Annotated in this window: 14 protein-coding genes and 1 riboswitch; of the genes, 5 read left to right on the top strand and 9 right to left on the bottom strand. The window is 40.4% G+C overall.

The window, feature by feature from the left end; translation table 11 throughout:
* The first annotated feature begins 10 nt into the window (after window positions 1-10).
* Window positions 11-844: a hypothetical protein gene (locus CTN07_RS04775; protein ID WP_005304627.1), complete on the top strand. Its 834-nt coding sequence runs from the start codon at window positions 11-13 to the stop codon at window positions 842-844.
* 62 nt (window positions 845-906) lie between these two features.
* On the opposite strand, the gene CTN07_RS04770 is transcribed toward CTN07_RS04775, so the two are convergent.
* The 8 genes from CTN07_RS04770 to CTN07_RS04735 all read right to left on the bottom strand — a co-directional run bounded on the left by CTN07_RS04770 (window position 907) and on the right by CTN07_RS04735 (window position 8,333).
* On the bottom strand, window positions 907-2,274 hold the full coding sequence (locus tag CTN07_RS04770; protein ID WP_005304629.1) for a TrkH family potassium uptake protein: 1,368 nt from the start codon (window positions 2,272-2,274) through the stop codon (window positions 907-909).
* Entirely contained in the window at window positions 2,271-2,933 is a 663-nt protein-coding gene (locus tag CTN07_RS04765; RefSeq protein WP_036765538.1) for a potassium channel family protein, read from the bottom strand. The genes CTN07_RS04770 and CTN07_RS04765 overlap by 4 nt, the downstream gene beginning before the upstream one ends.
* Window positions 2,934-3,347: 414 nt before the next feature.
* A complete protein-coding gene (gene tenA / locus CTN07_RS04760) occupies window positions 3,348-4,007 on the bottom strand; it encodes a thiaminase II (protein ID WP_005304634.1) in 660 nt (219 codons plus the stop codon).
* A 54-nt stretch (window positions 4,008-4,061) separates the two neighbouring features.
* A complete protein-coding gene (locus CTN07_RS04755; protein ID WP_005304636.1) occupies window positions 4,062-5,009 on the bottom strand; it encodes an ABC transporter substrate-binding protein in 948 nt (315 codons plus the stop codon).
* Window positions 5,010-5,043: 34 nt separating this feature from the next.
* On the bottom strand, window positions 5,044-5,847 hold the full coding sequence (locus tag CTN07_RS04750; protein ID WP_005304639.1) for an ABC transporter permease: 804 nt from the start codon (window positions 5,845-5,847) through the stop codon (window positions 5,044-5,046).
* Window positions 5,840-6,607: an ABC transporter ATP-binding protein gene (locus CTN07_RS04745; RefSeq protein ID WP_005304642.1), complete on the bottom strand. Its 768-nt coding sequence runs from the start codon at window positions 6,605-6,607 to the stop codon at window positions 5,840-5,842. Before CTN07_RS04745 ends, CTN07_RS04750 begins: the two co-directional genes overlap by 8 nt.
* A gap of 9 nt (window positions 6,608-6,616) precedes the next feature.
* Window positions 6,617-7,450: a bifunctional hydroxymethylpyrimidine kinase/phosphomethylpyrimidine kinase gene (thiD, locus tag CTN07_RS04740; protein WP_005304645.1), complete on the bottom strand. Its 834-nt coding sequence runs from the start codon at window positions 7,448-7,450 to the stop codon at window positions 6,617-6,619.
* Window positions 7,451-7,547: 97 nt separating this feature from the next.
* Window positions 7,548-7,647, bottom strand: a riboswitch (TPP riboswitch).
* 98 nt (window positions 7,648-7,745) lie between these two features.
* Complete coding sequence (locus CTN07_RS04735) at window positions 7,746-8,333, bottom strand: TetR/AcrR family transcriptional regulator (RefSeq protein ID WP_005304647.1); 588 nt, start codon at window positions 8,331-8,333, stop codon at window positions 7,746-7,748.
* A 233-nt stretch (window positions 8,334-8,566) separates the two neighbouring features.
* Here CTN07_RS04735 and CTN07_RS04730 point away from each other — a divergent pair, with 233 nt between their 5' ends.
* The 4 genes from CTN07_RS04730 to dbpA all read left to right on the top strand — a co-directional run bounded on the left by CTN07_RS04730 (window position 8,567) and on the right by dbpA (window position 14,197).
* Complete coding sequence (locus tag CTN07_RS04730; RefSeq protein WP_036765540.1) at window positions 8,567-9,115, top strand: carboxymuconolactone decarboxylase family protein; 549 nt, start codon at window positions 8,567-8,569, stop codon at window positions 9,113-9,115.
* Between the two features lie 196 nt (window positions 9,116-9,311).
* On the top strand, window positions 9,312-10,931 hold the full coding sequence (locus CTN07_RS04725; protein ID WP_005304654.1) for a sulfatase-like hydrolase/transferase: 1,620 nt from the start codon (window positions 9,312-9,314) through the stop codon (window positions 10,929-10,931).
* Window positions 10,932-11,137: 206 nt separating this feature from the next.
* Window positions 11,138-12,715, top strand: a complete 1,578-nt coding sequence (locus tag CTN07_RS04720) for an alkaline phosphatase (RefSeq protein ID WP_005304656.1) — start codon at window positions 11,138-11,140, stop codon at window positions 12,713-12,715.
* 90 nt (window positions 12,716-12,805) lie between these two features.
* Entirely contained in the window at window positions 12,806-14,197 is a 1,392-nt protein-coding gene (dbpA, locus tag CTN07_RS04715; protein WP_036765962.1) for an ATP-dependent RNA helicase DbpA, read from the top strand.
* Between the two features lie 81 nt (window positions 14,198-14,278).
* On the opposite strand, the gene CTN07_RS04710 is transcribed toward dbpA, so the two are convergent.
* Window positions 14,279-15,757, bottom strand: a complete 1,479-nt coding sequence (locus CTN07_RS04710; RefSeq protein ID WP_005304662.1) for an FAD-dependent oxidoreductase — start codon at window positions 15,755-15,757, stop codon at window positions 14,279-14,281.
* Window positions 15,758-16,040 lie beyond the last annotated feature (283 nt).

The raw sequence follows: 16,040 nt of genomic DNA, 5'->3' as shown, positions 1-16,040 counted from the left end.
GGATACAATAATGGATGCCAATGATAACTTAAAGACATGCCATGATGAGGTCATTGGTATTCTGGTAGTAAAAGACGGTAATGGATTCATTCGAAGAACGAAAGATCACCAACAGCGGTTTGTCAGTATTCCTTATTACTTATCTAATCAAACTGCATTTAAACGCCCTATCTTATTTGTGACAGAAAGTCCTCATGTTGAAGAGTTTAAAGTGGGTCAAGTTTATGATTGTTTAACACAAGAGTTGGTTCATGCTCGACCTGTGAATGGTGTAACGGGGAATAACATTCGCCAATATTTGATAGGCTTGTTATTGGGAATCAAACTGACTCTAGAAGATGGCTATTATCCAATAATTGTCATTAACGCCTTACAAGAGCAATGTTCTTTAGGTCAAGATACGGCTTTGTATCGGACTCGTAACTTTATTAAATACTGGCCAAGTCGAATTGAATATCTGCAAAAACGGTTACAAGAATTAGATCCCATTATTGCTATTAATGCCTGTACTGCGGGAGATTTTTACTTAATGCGAGAGGGTAAAATGACACAAACTAAAGCCTTTTCATCGGGACGCAGACAAGACTTTGAACAAGCTTTTAGTTTGTTATTATTTGAAGAGTTTGGTTACAGTGATGCGGTTAATAGCAGTGACGATAAGTTGGTTTTTATGGGCTCTTTTGATCTAGCTGGATTGGTTATGAAAGAGTTATATGATGCTTATAATCCACGTCATATATTACTGAAAAAGTCGACACATCCTTCTGCTTGGGCCCGCTCTAATCAATTACCACAATTAAGAGAATGTGGTACTCAGTTACGGACATTATTTAAAATTAATTAAAGAAAAAGGCTCAACTAATTGATTAGATGAGCCTTTTAAAGATTTACATTTGACTATTAATATTAACCGGCAAACACATTATCTTCTGGATATTTCAATAGAGTCGGTTTAGGTCGTGCTAATAGATAAACTAGGGTAAGTGGGCCAATACGACCGATGATCATGACCACGATCATAATGTACTTACCAGGCTCAGTTAAATGAGCCGTTAAACCAGCCGTAACACCAACCGTTGCAAAGGCTGATATTGTTTCAAACAAGGTCTGTAAGAACGGTGACTTTTCGGTAATCATCAAGCTAAATGTTGCCGTTGCAATAATGAATCCACTCACAACCACAATAGCTAAACATTTAGTGACTGTTGGCCACGGCACTGAACGTTTGAATAAAGTAACAAAGTTTTGTTGACGTAAGAATGTCCATGTCGCCGTTATTGCTACTACAAACGTAGATACCTTAATACCACCACCGGTTGATGTTGAGCCTGCACCAATAAGCATCAAAATGATCATGATTAACATGGTTGGATCGGTAAATTGTGAGATATCAACGCTATTAAATCCAGCTGTACGAGCGGTTGCTGATTGGAAAAAAGCCGCCAGCCATTGAGTTCCTTCTGAAAGGTGACCTAAGGTTTTTGGGTTATCTTTTTCTAATAGCCAGATAAATAATGTACCAGCAAGCAGTAAAATTGGCGTTGCTGTTAACATGATTTTACTGTGTAGGGCTAAGTGACTGATACCACGGCGAATATTTCTACGAATATCAGATACAACGGTAAAGCCAAGACCACCTAAAATGAACAACATGGCAATGGTAATAATAACCAGTGGATCGCCAACGTAGGGAACTAAGCCGTTGGAAAAGACTGAAAAACCAGCATTGTTAAAGGCAGAAATTGAATGAAACAGAGCTGTAAATAATCCTGTTTCCCATCCCATTTGTGGCACAAAGCGAATGGATAATAACACCACACCGATGGCTTCACAGATAAGCACAAATGTAATGATATGCTTAATTAATCGACGTAGGTTAACGGAACTACTTTGACCTAACTGCTCTTTTGCTAACGATTGTTGCTTAAGACTTAAACGCAAACCAAACATATAGAGCAGTAGGGCAGATAGCGTCATCTGACCTAAACCACCAATCTGCATTAATATCATTAACAAGATTTTGCCACTTAGCGTAAAGTGCGTGCCAGTATCAACCACACCTAAGCCTGTCACGCTGATGGCTGAGGTTGCGGTAAATAGAGCATCAGTAAAATCTAATCCAGAAACAGAAAAGACAGGTAAAGTCAGCAAAATAGCGGCTGGAACAAGTATCGCTAAGAAACTGAATACAATGATACGAGGCTCAGACCAGCCTTTACCTTGTTTTTCAGTTTTAATAGGGACGAAAACGCCCTTATTAGGTAAACGGTTCATAGATGGCGCAACGTTTCGGTAAGAATAGCTTGAGGACCAGTAACAATTAAGATATCACCAATCTGAAGTTGTGTTCCTGATTCAGGATTTTTACGCACTTCAGGACCTCGTTTTAAGGCTAGTAATTGTAGCTCTTGGCGACGACAGCACGGGTGCTCACACAGTTGCTTACCCATATTTTTTCGAGAAACTACGACTTCAGCCAAACAGATACCACTACCCAGATCAGAAAATTCGAAAATACGCTTATCTAACATGTTACGAGCAATACGCATCCCCATATCTCGTTCTGGACGAATAATACGGTCTGCTCCAATTTTGCTTAAAATTTTGGCGTGATGATCATCTTTTGCTTTAACCCAAACCGCTTTAACTCCAGCTTCTTTGAGTACCAGAGTGGTCAGGATGCTTGCATTAACGTCTTCGCCAATAGAGACCATGACGATATCGTAGTCATCAAGTTTTAACTCTGCGACAGTTTCATCGTTAGAACAGTCAGCGACTACGGCTTGTGTAGCGATATCTGCCGCTTTTTTAACGCAGGCTTCGTTTAAGTCTACCGCGAGTACCTGAGCACCTTGCGCGCTTAATTCTTTGCAAAGTGACATACCAAAACGGCCTAGGCCAACAATTGCAAACTGCTTATCTTCTGGACTCATGGTCTTTCCCCAAAGGTGAAACATTTTCTTATCTTCTTTTATGTTTTGTGTGCTCAATGGGACGCACAGCTTGAGGTTTTATACGCAAGTGTGAAATAGTGCTCCCAATTGTCAATGAATTCAAGATCAAGACGTAGATCACAGTTTTCATGTTAGCAATAAAACGGTGGTTAACATCATTAGATTGTCAATACATTGAATTCAAGCACAAAATGAACAGTTTGCATAATCAGAATAGAAGTTCGTCAAAAAGTTGTCAAATCTGTCACAAATTATTACATCTAGGTCTGTGTTGCTGATTTATTCTTCAATAATGCAGCAATGGATGGGGTCTCAGTAGACAAATATTTACTAAATAGGAAAAGTGGTTGGTTGGAATATTAGAGCCAACAGTATGTGTGTTGGCTCTTAAGATTATAGATCGAGTGCTTGTTGCCAAAAACCGACTTCCATTCGAGTGGCTGTTTTAAATATTTGGCATAGACGTTGGCCTTTGGGACTATCGAGCGCAATATCTTTTAATTGATCATTCAGTCTCTGTCGGCTCTTATTGCCTCCTTGCTGAAAGATTGCTCCTCCATAGAGTTCAATCCAGTCTAAATAGGGATTATGAGTTTTATTGGTGGTTGGTGAAGACATAAGGTGTTCACCAATTTCGGCATAGCCAATTGCACACGGAGCTAGGGCAACAAACAGATCGATTAAATCTCCCCTTAGTCCTGTTTCAAGTACATATCGAGTATAAGCCACAGTCCCAACATCTTCTGGTTCGTTTTCCATTGTTGAAGCCGTTAATCCCCATTGCCCGCAGTAGCTCACATGGTGATCCATTTCATGCTCGATTAAAGCTTGTAGCCCTGGGAGCGTTTGTTTCATATCAGCTAGGTTATCTGCTTTATAAATGGCTAAGGCATAGGCTCTAGCGTAGTGTTTTAGAAACAGAAAATCTTGTTTTAAATAGTGCAAATAGGCTTGATGAGGCAAAGTACCTGCTGCCAGTTGTGTAACAAAATTATGCTGGGTATAACAATTCCAATCTTGTTGGCATGCAGTAATAAGATCTTGGTAATTCATAGAGTGCATTCCGATCATAAATAAAAGCGATGATTGTGTTCAACGGTTGTGCTGTTACAACGCGGGTACGTAATCTTTTGCCTTTGGCTCATTGTTAATAATATGGTGTTGATACATAAAGCTAGCGAGCTTGTTATAACGTTCTAAATCAACAGCTGATGGTCGAAGGGCAAAACGAGCAATGGTATCGTTCCAAGCTCGATGATTTAGTTCATTATTTAGGGTATCTGGATTGTATTTAATAAACGTTTGCCAAGCTTGAACGGGGTGATTGACGATATATTGAGTCGCAAGCTCTAAGGCGTGATTAAATTTTTTGATGGTAGCTTTGTTGTAATGGTTTTTGTTTGCGACAATCACCAGTTCATCATAGGAGGGGACACCATACTCTTCTGGGTAGTAGGCCTTCGCCTTATAACCTTCAAGCGCTAATTGGTTTGTCTCAAAATTGCGTAAACCACCCCAAATCGCATCCACTTTCCCCGATGCTAAAGATGAGGAAAGCGCCCAGCCAACATTAATGATCTGCACATCTTTGTAGTTTATACCTGCCGTTTTTAGCATAGTGCCAAGTGTGGCTTCTTCATTTCCTGCAACAGCAATTCCGATTTTTTTACCTTTTAGATCGGCGATGGATTTGATTTTGCCATTATCTAAAGTCATTAATGTGTTAAGAGGCGTTGCGATTAAAGTTGCCGAACGAATTAAGGGTAAACCCGCTGCGACATCTGTGGTTAAACTGGTCTGATAGCTGATGGCCAAATCGACTTTATTCGCTGCAACCAGTTTTGCAGGAACACTTGGATCGGCGGGCTCTTGAATCGTTACTTTAAGTCCTTCTTTTGCAAATAATCCTTGCTCTTGGGCGATAATGATCGGGCCATGATTTGGATTGACAAACCAGTCGAGCATTAATGAGATATTCTGCTCTTGTGCAGCCCATAGATTAAAACTGCATGAGGTTAACACAATAGTTAAGGCTGTTTTTGTTGCTGTTTTCATCGTATTCCTTGAATCAATGTTGTGATATCTGGAGTTATTGCCATGGGATCAGTTTTTTTAATAACTTATCGGTTAAGTAGTACAGAGAGATGGAAAGCAACGCTAAGATGGTCAGAGCTGCAAACATTTCATCGATCATCATCCGAGCATTGGCTTGTAACATGAGATAGCCAAGACCTTCACTTGAGCCTACCCACTCACCAACCACGGCACCTATCGGCGCAATAACAACGGCGACTCGAATGCCAGAAGCAAGGGCAGGTAAGGCCGCAGGTAAACGGATGGTTTTCAGCAATTGCCACGGTGTTGCGCCCATGGTTTTAGCAAGATCGAGATAGCCTTGAGGGGTATGGCGTAGTCCGTCAAAGCAGCAGGTGGTGACAGGGAAGAAAATAATTAATCCTGCCATCACAATTTTGGATGCCATCCCATATCCCAGCCACAGCATTAAAATGGGCGCAATAGCAAAGACAGGAATGGCTTGACTGGCAATCAATATTGGAAGTAGCCAACGTTTGACTGGAGCAAAAAGCAACATCAGTAAAGCGAAGAATAAGCCCATCAGTAGACCTAGAGCTAATCCCAGTATGATTTCGCAGCCCGTTATCCAGGTATGATGTAATAACACATCATGGCGATAGTAGAGTCGGTCTAGTACGGCAATGGGGGATGGTAAAATAAAGCTAGGCAGAGAGAAGAGCCAAATGGTTCCTTGCCATAGACAAAGCAGTAGACCTAGAGTAACAACGACTCTGATATAGGGCTGTAAATAAGCAGGAGTTAAGATTTTGCGTTGTCTGCTCTGATTATTTAAGTCTACAGGGGAGAGCTCAGACATATTCTGCCTCCAGATTTGACAGTATCTCCTGCTGATATTGCGCAAATTCGCTATCAAGCTGACGTGGGATTGGGCTATTAGGAATATTTAATTGGCGTAGGGATGCCGGTGTACCTGTGAGCATAATGATCTGCTCGCCTAACCTGAGTGCTTCTTGTGGGTCGTGGGTAATAAGAACGACTGTTTTCTCTCGAAGCAATTCAACGGCTAGATTTTGTAGCTTATAGCGAGTTACGGCATCTAATGCTGAAAATGGCTCATCCATTAATACGATCGGCTTGTCTTGCATGAGAGTACGGGCTAGGGCAACACGCTGCTTCATACCCCCAGATAACTGCTGGGGCATATGCTCTGCGTAGTGTCTTAATCCCACTTTATTGAGTAATGTCATCGCTTGCTGATAAACGGATTTTTTCGCATTGCAGGATTTATATTCTGACTGACATTTTTGAGAGCCAAATTGATAACTCAAACAGACATTGTCAATCACGTTCAGCCAAGGTAGAAGCAAATCTTGTTGGGCCATGTAAGCAATATGCTGGTGGATATTTTCATCGTGTTCGGTCTGAATATTGCCAATAAATTGCACATCATCGGGTAACAGACTTGCTAAAAGTCGTAGCAAGGTAGATTTGCCACTACCACTTTTGCCAAGCAGACACGTCCACTGCTTGGCTTGTAGTTGTAAAGATACATTGCTTAGCGTTGCCGTAGAGGCATTAGGGTAAGTAAGAGAGTGGCAGGTTAGTAGGATCGCCATGAGGTTACCTTACTTATTGTTGGCTAGATTAAAAAAGTGATGCACCGGACCATGCCCTGACCCGATCTGCAGTTCATCAGCATGAGCAATCGCATTGCTGATATAGTGTTTAGCGGCTTTCACTGCTTCTGTTAACGAATATCCTTGGGCCAGATAAGAAGCAATGGCGGCAGAGAGAGTGCAGCCTGTTCCATGGGTATTTGGTGTATCAATACGTGGCGTTGTAAATCGAAGCACATCATGTGGAAGAATTAAGAGGTCAGTACTGTTGGTTGTATTGCCAAGGTGTCCACCTTTAAGTAAAACAGAATGAGCCCCCAGTTGGCGTAATTGCTCTATCATGGCTTCCATATCTTCTTCTGTTTTAGGTTGAGCACAATCTAATAATGCAGCTGCTTCAGGAAGGTTTGGGGTGATCACATTGGCCAGTGGGAGTAGCTGCTCTTTTAATGTAGAGATGGCGTTATGTTCTAATAATAGATCGCCACTGGTTGCTACCATAACCGGATCAACCACTAGATATTTAGGCTGGTATTGGCGTAGTTTATGGGCAATGATTGAAATAATATTGCTGTCACTTAGCATCCCAATTTTAACTGCTTTTATATCCAAATCTTGGAAAACAGCATCAAGTTGTTCGGCAACAAAATTGGCAGGAATGGAGTAAATACTGTGGACACCTTGGGTGTTTTGCGCTGTAAGAGCGGTAATTACAGAACATGCATAGCCACCCGTAGCAGAGATCGCTTTAATATCAGCTTGAATACCAGCGCCGCCGCCACTATCCGATCCTGCAATTGTTAATGTAATAGGGGTTTTAGATGGTACTGCTTGATTATTCATCATGATCTCCACATGGCGTAGAGATAACTGCAGTTACACAAAGAGACACTAAGATGTATTGAGAGGTAATTTCCAATAGATACATCGAAGGTGAAAGATTGGGTATCCGTTAGTTCCACTACGCCAGTATTAACTGGTTCAGGTTCAACGGGTCCCACTTACGTGATCTCAGCCTAAAGGCTCCCCGACTAACGTTATTTATCCTAATCAAGAATGACTATCTTGTCACGACTTTCTAGCAAAATTTATTTTATAAAATAGTAACTTGGCTAAACATACTAAAAATATTTTGATATTAAACAAATGGATAGTGAGCAAAAATATCATCGATCATTGTAGATATCGCATCACTGTTTGGATGTGTTTTTGCGTAAGTTCGTAGCCCTGCAATTTGTACTTGTACATAACGAGCTAGCTCTGCAGAGTTCTTTTCTTTCGTAATTTCACCATGCTGTTGAGCCGAAATAATGACTTTTTCAAACTCCGCTTCCATTTTATTCAGAAGTCGACATGCCTCATCTAACAACTCTTGGTTATCACAAGTCAGTTCTGCCACTGTTTTTGCGAGAAGGCACAAACCACTTGGTGCTGACTTTGGTGTTTCAAGTACCAGTTGTTGGATAAAGTGTTTTAGTCCAGCAAGGGGAGATGCACTATTGGCAAGACATTGGTTTAGCTCAATAACACCTTGTTGCTGATAATGTTGAAGTGCTTGCTTAAATAGACCTTCTTTACTTCCAAAAGAGGCATAAATACTCCCTGGCCTCATATCAATGGCGTCTTGCAAATTACGCATAGACGTTGCATGAAAGCCTTTTTGCCAATACAAATTTGTTGCTTTGTCGATCACTTGTTGGCGGTCGAATTTTGGAGTGTTTGCCATAATATCGTTCTTTTTTGAGTAATTGTTCAAAATTTTAGTCGGTAGATTATCTTCTGTAAAGTAAGAAAAAATTAAAGGATTTTTCTCTTTTTAATCAGGTGATTATCTTACTATTGTATTAATTAATGAACAATTGTTCAAAATTAAACTTGAACGATAGTTCAAAAATAAGTAAGGTTTAATTAAGCCAAACAACAGGCTAATAGAAATAAATACTATACGGAGAAAGAACAATGAAAGTCTTTACTATTCATACAATTGAAACAGCACCTGAAACGACAAAAGCTATCTTAAACAATGCTCAAAAAACGATGGGAAGTATCCCAAATTTGATTGCAACTTTGGCTGAATCACCGCAGTTACTTAAGGCTTATACCGAACTTCACCAACTATTTACCGAAACTTCGTTTAATAAAGAAGAGCTCACTGTTGTTTGGCAAACTATTAATGTGGAACACGAGTGCCACTATTGTGTTCCTGCTCATACATTGATTGCTCATTCAATGAAAGTCGATCCTGTATTGATTGAAGCATTACGAAATGACGATGTAATGCCAACACCTAAGCTTCAAGCCTTAAAAGATCTAACGTTGAGCTTGGTTCGTCAACGTGGCAATGTGTCGGATGAAGAGTTACAAGCTTTTTATGATGCGGGTTATGGGCAGAAGCAAGTTCTTGAAATCATTTTGGGCCTATCGCAAAAAGTGATCAGTAATTACGTTAATCGAGTAGCCAAAACGCCTGTTGATCCTATGTTCCAAAAATTTACTTGGACGAAATAAATCCAAAGAGAGTGCAATTCGGTATTTCGTTTATAATCGGATTGTACTTTCATTGTTCTTTAAGTCGAAAGAAAATAAAGGCAAAGCACAGAGTGTGATCATTATTTATATTGCGATTTTTCGATTGTGTATAATTTGTGCTTTCATAGTTCTTTGCTTTGTAAAAAAGAATATTTCGATTTAAGGTGTTTGGAAAATGGAACTTTCAAGAAGAAAATTTTTAAAATCAACTGCAGCTGTCGGTGCGGTGACAGCAACCTCCAGCTGTTTTGTGCAAGCGGAGCACTCCACGCAACATCCTAATGTGTTATTTTTAGCAGTAGACGATCTTAATGATTGGATTGGCGCATTAGGAGCTCACCCGCAAGTTAAAACCCCAAATCTCGATCGTTTGTATAAACGGTCGACCGCATTTCGAAATGCTCATTGTCAGGTCCCAGTCTGTGGACCATCTCGTACAGCGCTACTAACTGGAATGGCGCCCACAACAACGGGTCTTTATACCAATAAGGAGTTGGGCATTAAGCCGTTCGATCCTGTCGCTGAACAGGTGTTAGGTTCAACGCCTGTATTACCTCAACATTTTAAAAATAACGGCTATTACACTATGGCTTCGGGAAAGATTTCTCATCATGGTACTGCTGATTATCGTCACAAAGAGCAATGGGATGAGGAAATACCCTTGTATGTTATTGGACCGCGTGATGAGCATTTAAAAGCAAATGGTTACGGTTATGGCTCTTATGGTGTGGATGACCATAAGTATTATCCGTTTCCTGTCGGTGGGGGCCAAATTATTCAATCTCAAGAATATGGGCCCGGAACTAGAGGGTTTAGCTTATGTAGTGGTGCATTAGATCGTCATGATATTCCTAATGGTGGTGTGATGCCTGATGAATATTTTGCGGATTGGACCGTCGAAAGATTACAACGCCATTATGAGAAACCGTTTTTCTTAGCTTGTGGTTTCATCCGACCTCATGTTCCCTATACTGCTCCCCGTGAATATTTCGATATGTTCCCTCTTGAGAGTATTATCGTACCTGAAACGATTGAAAAAGAGATGACTGATATTCCACTTATGGGGAAAGCGTTAGCTCTAGGTATTATTCCTGGAGGTGATGCAGCCGCCGTTAATAAATTAGGGATTCGTAAAGAGTTGGTGCAAGCATATTTAGCCTGTATTGCATTTATGGATGCTCAAGTTGGTAAAGTTCTAGATGCTTTGGAAAAGAGTCCTTATGCCAATAATACCATTGTGATGTTTTGGGGGGATCATGGCCAAAACTTTGGTGAGCATATGAATTATCGTAAACAAACTCTGTGGCAAGAATCGACGCGTGTCCCTTTAATGATCCGCTTACCGCAGCAAGAGAAAGGGCAAGTGTGTGATGAAGCCGTAAGCCTGTTAGATCTGTATCCAACATTAATTGAGCTTTGTCATTTACCTAAAGTAGCAACGAATGAAGGCATCTCTTTAAAACCTTTACTGAATAATCCCCGTTTTGACAGAAAAATTCCTGCAGTGACGACTTATGGCTATCAGTGTCATGCTATTCGTGATGAGCAATACACTTATATTCGTTATCGTGATGGTTCAGAAGAGCTCTATGATCGTAATCTCGATCCCAATGAGCATCATAATTTGGCCTCGGATCCTAACTATCAAGTAATAAAACAAGCAATGAAACAGTGGTTACCTGTTAACAATGCTCTGCCATATGGAATGGTGGATTTCGATAAAGAAGGGGGCGATTTTATTACTCGAATCTTAGCTGGGTTTGAAAAAGAGGGTATCCCTACAAATTTATTGTAATTATTCCTATTAGATTCGAATATTTTAGTTGCGATAACCTATTGCTAATACAGATAAAAGAGAATTAAGACACGGAATGACGCGCTATTATAGGCAAAAGTTTACGTGTCTTTTTTGTTTCTTAAAATCGCCATAAATCTGTCAAAAATCCTTGTTTAAATACGCCCAGTTAATCAAAACCGAATCAATAAAAACAAGGATAATTAATGAACAAGTACATTAAACCGTTGGCAACAATTATTGCGGCCTCGACCCTCTCTCTTAACGCCCATTCTGCCGAAATAAAAAATGTCATATTAATGATTGGTGATGGTATGGGGCCTCAGCAGGTCGGTTTGCTTGAAAGTTACGCTAAGTTAGCACCAAACTCGATATATAAGGGCAAACCAACCGCCCTTTATCAATTAGCTCAAGATGGTGTGATTGGTTCATCATTAACTCATCCTGATGATGCCATCGTTGTGGATTCAGCATGTTCTGCGACTATGTTAGCGACCGGTATCTCGACAGGTTCTGAGGTGATTGGTATTGATCCTGACGGTAACGCTATTGAAACGGTATTAGAGAAAGCAAAGCGTATGGGTAAAGCAACAGGGCTGGTTTCTGATACTCGTATGACCCACGCAACACCTGCGGCTTTTGCTGCTCATCAACCGCATCGTTCATTAGAAAATGAAATAGCCTCAGATATGTTAGCAACTCAAGTCGATGTGCTGTTATCAGGAGGCTTGCGTAACTGGATTCCACAATCAGCAAACCAACAAGGCGAAATTTACCAACAATTACAGACCCTAACACATGGTGATGTTGGGTTAAAATCAAAACGAAAAGATGAACGTAACTTACTATTAGAAGCTAAAGACTTAGGTTACAGTCTTGTATTTAATAAACAGATGTTAGAAGAAGCTACAGGCAGTAAGGTGCTGGGTTTATTTGCGAGCTCAGGAATGGCTGACGGCATTGAATACAGTAAAACTAAGGAAGATCCTGCTCGTACTCAACCAACATTGCGTGAAATGACGGAAAAGGCGTTGGAAGTCCTAGCTAAAAACGACAAAGGATTTTTCCTAATGGTTGAAGGCGGTCAGATTGATTGGGCGGGTCATAGCAATGATGCAGGTACCATGCTGCATGAAATGTTAAAATTTGATAATACTATTGATGCTGTTTATCAATGGGCTAAAGGGCGAGATGATACATTAGTGATTGTTACCGCAGACCATGAAACAGGATCATTTGGTTTTAGTTACTCGGGATATCAGTTACCTGAGCCGCAGAAACGTTCTGGTGAGGCTTTTGCTCAACGCGATTATGCGCCAAATTTTAACTTTGGAGCATTCACAATCTTAGATGGGTTATATCAACAGAAAAAAACATATTCTGGAATGTTAACTGAGTTTGGGCAGCTGCCAAAGGATAAGCAGACAGCAAAGCAGTTAATGAAAATTGTGAATAACAACAGTGAATTTGCAATTACTGAAGCACAAGCAAAAGCGGTATTAACGGATAAAACTAACCCTTACCACGTGGATGGGCATAGTTATTTATCAGAAAGTACGATTCCAGCGATTCATGATTTTGATGCTTTCTATCCTTACAATGACAGAACAAATTTGTTAGCAAGAGTGCAGGGAACAAAGCAAAATATCGTATGGGGAACAGGAACTCACACTCATACGCCAGTTAATGTGTTCGCATGGGGACCAAGTGATGTCATTCTACCTGTTTCGAAGATTTTGCATCATTCAGAATTAGGCGAATATATTAAATCTCAGGTGAAATAGAGTATTTGCGCCGAGCTGTTTAAATACAGCTCGGTATAACTTGCTAGTTAATGATATACTCCAAAACCTTTTTTCTAGCAGGACATGGTTGTGACTCAGACCTCATTTGCAACATTAAATCTTCATCCCGATCTTTTAGCTAACTTGGCATCGCTGGGTTACGAAAAGATGACGCCTATTCAAGCACAAAGTTTACCTATTATTCTTGCGGGTCAAGATATCATCGCTCAAGGTAAGACGGGCTCGGGTAAAACTGCGGCATTTGGTTTGGGTTTGCTTAATAACCTTAATGTTAAGCGTTTTCGTGTACAGACATTGGTTCTGTGCCCAACTCGTGAACTGGCTGATCAGGTTGCTAAAGAGATCCGTCGTTTAGCTCGTGCAATTCATAATATTAAAGTACTGACATTGTGTGGTGGTATGCCTTTTGGTCCGCAAATTGGCTCTCTTGAACACGGTGCACATATTATTGTTGGTACGCCAGGTCGAGTAGAAGAGCATTTACGTAAAGGTAACCTTTCGCTAGATAATCTAAATACATTGGTTTTAGATGAAGCCGATCGCATGTTAGAGATGGGTTTCCAAGATGCCATTGATGCTGTCATTGATTGTGCACCAAAGCAACGCCAAACACTGCTATTTAGTGCAACATATCCAACTCAAATTGCTTCGATTGCCAATAGCATTATGAATAAGCCTGCGATGGTGAAAGTGGAAGCGACTCACGATAACAGCAGTATCTCTCAGCATTTCTATAAAGTAGATAATAATGAAGAGCGTATGGATGCAGTGCGTTTGTTACTGGCTAAACATCATCCAGAATCTGCGGTTATTTTCTGTAATACTAAGCGAGAAGCTCAAGAAGTGGCAGATACGCTGGTAGACGAAGGTTTTAGTGCTCTAGCGCTTCATGGTGATCTGGAACAACGAGAGCGTGACAGAACATTAGTTCGCTTGGCTAATAAGAGCTGTTCTATTTTAGTTGCAACCGATGTTGCCGCTCGTGGCCTTGATATTGATGCTCTTGATGCTGTGATTAACTACCACCTAGCGCGTGATACTGAAGTGCATGTGCACCGTATTGGTCGTACTGGTCGTGCTGGAAGTAAAGGTATTGCGTGTTCATTATTTAGTGATAAAGAACACTATAAAGTCGCTTTACTTGAAGATTACCTTGATCGCCCAATTTCTGGCGAAGCATTACCGGATCAAAGTGTATTAAATCAACCGCCATACCGTCCTGCAATGGTGACATTATTGATTGACGGCGGTAAAAAGCAAAAAGTTCGCCCTGGAGATATCTTAGGCGCACTAACTGGCGGTGATAAGTCTATCCAAGGCAGCCAAGTAGGTAAGATTCATATCTTTGATTACTGTGCTTATGTGTCTGTACAGCGCGATATTGCTAAAGCAGCACTGAAAAAACTGGAAAATGGTAAGATCAAAGGTCGTAACTTCCGAGCTCGCATGATCCGCGGCTAAGTTGTGACAAGATAAACAGTATAAATAAACAAAAGCAGAGCTCTAAATTTAGGCTCTGCTTTTCATTTATGCTTATAAAAACTAAATTGCTCGCTGATAGCCTGTTGGTATTGCGAGTTCTTGAGGGTATCCACGCTCTTTGGCAATTGCTACAGCTTTATTGACAACATCATCTAATGAAAGGGTTTGGTTGGTTTTAAATTCTTCTTCAATAATGTCTGTATTATTAAGCGGATCAATCAGTTTATTGGCAATAAGATCGGCAACGATTTCATTTGCCGCACTTAAAGCAGAAGAGGCTTTGACAATTTCTGAACGAGCATAGCGTTGTGCTGCAAATGAGACATCAGCAGCACGAAGCGTAGGATCTAACCCCGGTATTTGTTGAGCGCCAAATAGAGGCATTCCACCAACCGTAGCTGTGGTGAAGCTTGGTACAAATTGACTCATATGAGCAATGGCACGTTCTGTTCGCTCAGACACTTCTTGTTGCTGCCAACGATCAGATATTTTTGTTAAAAAACTAGCTGCTAAATGTGGTTGAGAGCTAGTGGTTGTACTATGAACTAAGCCATCTTTGAATAAAGTAATATCTTCAGTCATACCATGAAGTTGGAAGTAACCGTTTGGATATGGCGTTAATTGTGCCATACCTTGCGGAGTTCCTCGTTCGCCATGGAAGATCACTTCCGGCCATTGTGCGTGACAATCTTGCCAGTGTGTAACATAAGCCGATTTAAACTCTACTAAACGGTCTCTTTTTACATGAATAAGATCGTCGATAGTTCCTGTTCTAAACCCACTTGCATTGACAATATAATCAAAGTGTTTGGTTTGTGGCTTATTTATACTGTTATTTGAATATTCCAGCGTCCAAGATTGAGAATCCGCTAGATAACAGAGGTTCGTCACTTTAGTTGAAGTGTGCACGATGCAGTTACTTTTTTGTGCTAGCGCTAGACTGACAGTTGCGGCTATTCGAAAGACACTCAGACCGTACTCTTGAACCATCACAATAGGGTACTTAAATTGTTTCGGGTTAATCGATTTTGCGACAGGAATCATCCATTCATCGGGAGTTTGTGGACTAAGAGGTTGTTCAAGAGCTGCGAGTGCCGTTATATCTGCTTCATTATATAGACGATAGTAATCATCAGGGTTCCCCAGAACTGAATTACATGGATCTTGTTGAACCAGTTGAGCATAAAGATGTTGTAACATAGTTAAGCGTGGCAGTAACTCTTTAGGGTCGCCAGCATCATGAGTGGGAACAGCTAACACCGTAGGGCGCACATTAACAGAAGCGGGGTAAGCTCTAACAGTATCAATGGATTGTTTGAGTAATACCGCACATTGTTCATCACTAATTTCACGATAAAGGTTACCACCGGCATGAAGGTGGCAGATAGGAGGACCATTAACTAGGCTTTTACCTTCTTCAAATAGCTCAACATCGATACCCAATTCGGCAAGACGCAATGCTGCAGTAGAACCTGCCACACCACCACCAATAATACCTACTTTACAGTTTGATTGTTTATTATTGTTATGAAAAACCATAGCGTTGTACTCAATATCCTGCCTATGCAGCTCAAAAAATATTCTGTGAGCTATTTTACTTGATTATTACAATCAATTAAACGTTAAGAAAACTATGGAATTGATAGTGCATAACGATATAAATTTTTAGTGAAATGCTATCGGTTTTTAACAAAATTATAGTGATAATCTTTCACCAAATGTCTATTGATATCTAATTGATTTAATTTACTATTCTTTATAACATTTGTGGTTAAAATAAAATATTATGTTAATCTATAAATGTTTAGATTAATCATTTGCT

It is taken from the genome of Photobacterium damselae, assembly GCF_003026815.1.
Classification (GTDB): Bacteria; Pseudomonadota; Gammaproteobacteria; order Enterobacterales; family Vibrionaceae; genus Photobacterium; species Photobacterium damselae.
This window is presented reverse-complemented; position numbering and strand designations above follow the sequence as displayed.

Excerpts from the sequence above, each read along its gene's own strand:
- CTN07_RS04775 (WP_005304627.1), top strand. The coding sequence starts at position 11 with ATGGATGCCAATGATAACTTAAAGACATGCCATGATGAGGTCATTGGT.
- CTN07_RS04770 (WP_005304629.1), bottom strand. The coding sequence starts at position 2,274 with ATGAACCGTTTACCTAATAAGGGCGTTTTCGTCCCTATTAAAACTGAA.
- CTN07_RS04765 (WP_036765538.1), bottom strand. The coding sequence starts at position 2,933 with ATGAGTCCAGAAGATAAGCAGTTTGCAATTGTTGGCCTAGGCCGTTTT.
- tenA (WP_005304634.1), bottom strand. The coding sequence starts at position 4,007 with ATGAATTACCAAGATCTTATTACTGCATGCCAACAAGATTGGAATTGT.
- CTN07_RS04755 (WP_005304636.1), bottom strand. The coding sequence starts at position 5,009 with ATGAAAACAGCAACAAAAACAGCCTTAACTATTGTGTTAACCTCATGC.
- CTN07_RS04750 (WP_005304639.1), bottom strand. The coding sequence starts at position 5,847 with ATGTCTGAGCTCTCCCCTGTAGACTTAAATAATCAGAGCAGACAACGC.
- CTN07_RS04745 (WP_005304642.1), bottom strand. The coding sequence starts at position 6,607 with ATGGCGATCCTACTAACCTGCCACTCTCTTACTTACCCTAATGCCTCT.
- thiD (WP_005304645.1), bottom strand. The coding sequence starts at position 7,450 with ATGAATAATCAAGCAGTACCATCTAAAACCCCTATTACATTAACAATT.
- CTN07_RS04735 (WP_005304647.1), bottom strand. The coding sequence starts at position 8,333 with ATGGCAAACACTCCAAAATTCGACCGCCAACAAGTGATCGACAAAGCA.
- CTN07_RS04730 (WP_036765540.1), top strand. The coding sequence starts at position 8,567 with ATGAAAGTCTTTACTATTCATACAATTGAAACAGCACCTGAAACGACA.
- CTN07_RS04725 (WP_005304654.1), top strand. The coding sequence starts at position 9,312 with ATGGAACTTTCAAGAAGAAAATTTTTAAAATCAACTGCAGCTGTCGGT.
- CTN07_RS04720 (WP_005304656.1), top strand. The coding sequence starts at position 11,138 with ATGAACAAGTACATTAAACCGTTGGCAACAATTATTGCGGCCTCGACC.
- CTN07_RS04710 (WP_005304662.1), bottom strand. The coding sequence starts at position 15,757 with ATGGTTTTTCATAACAATAATAAACAATCAAACTGTAAAGTAGGTATT.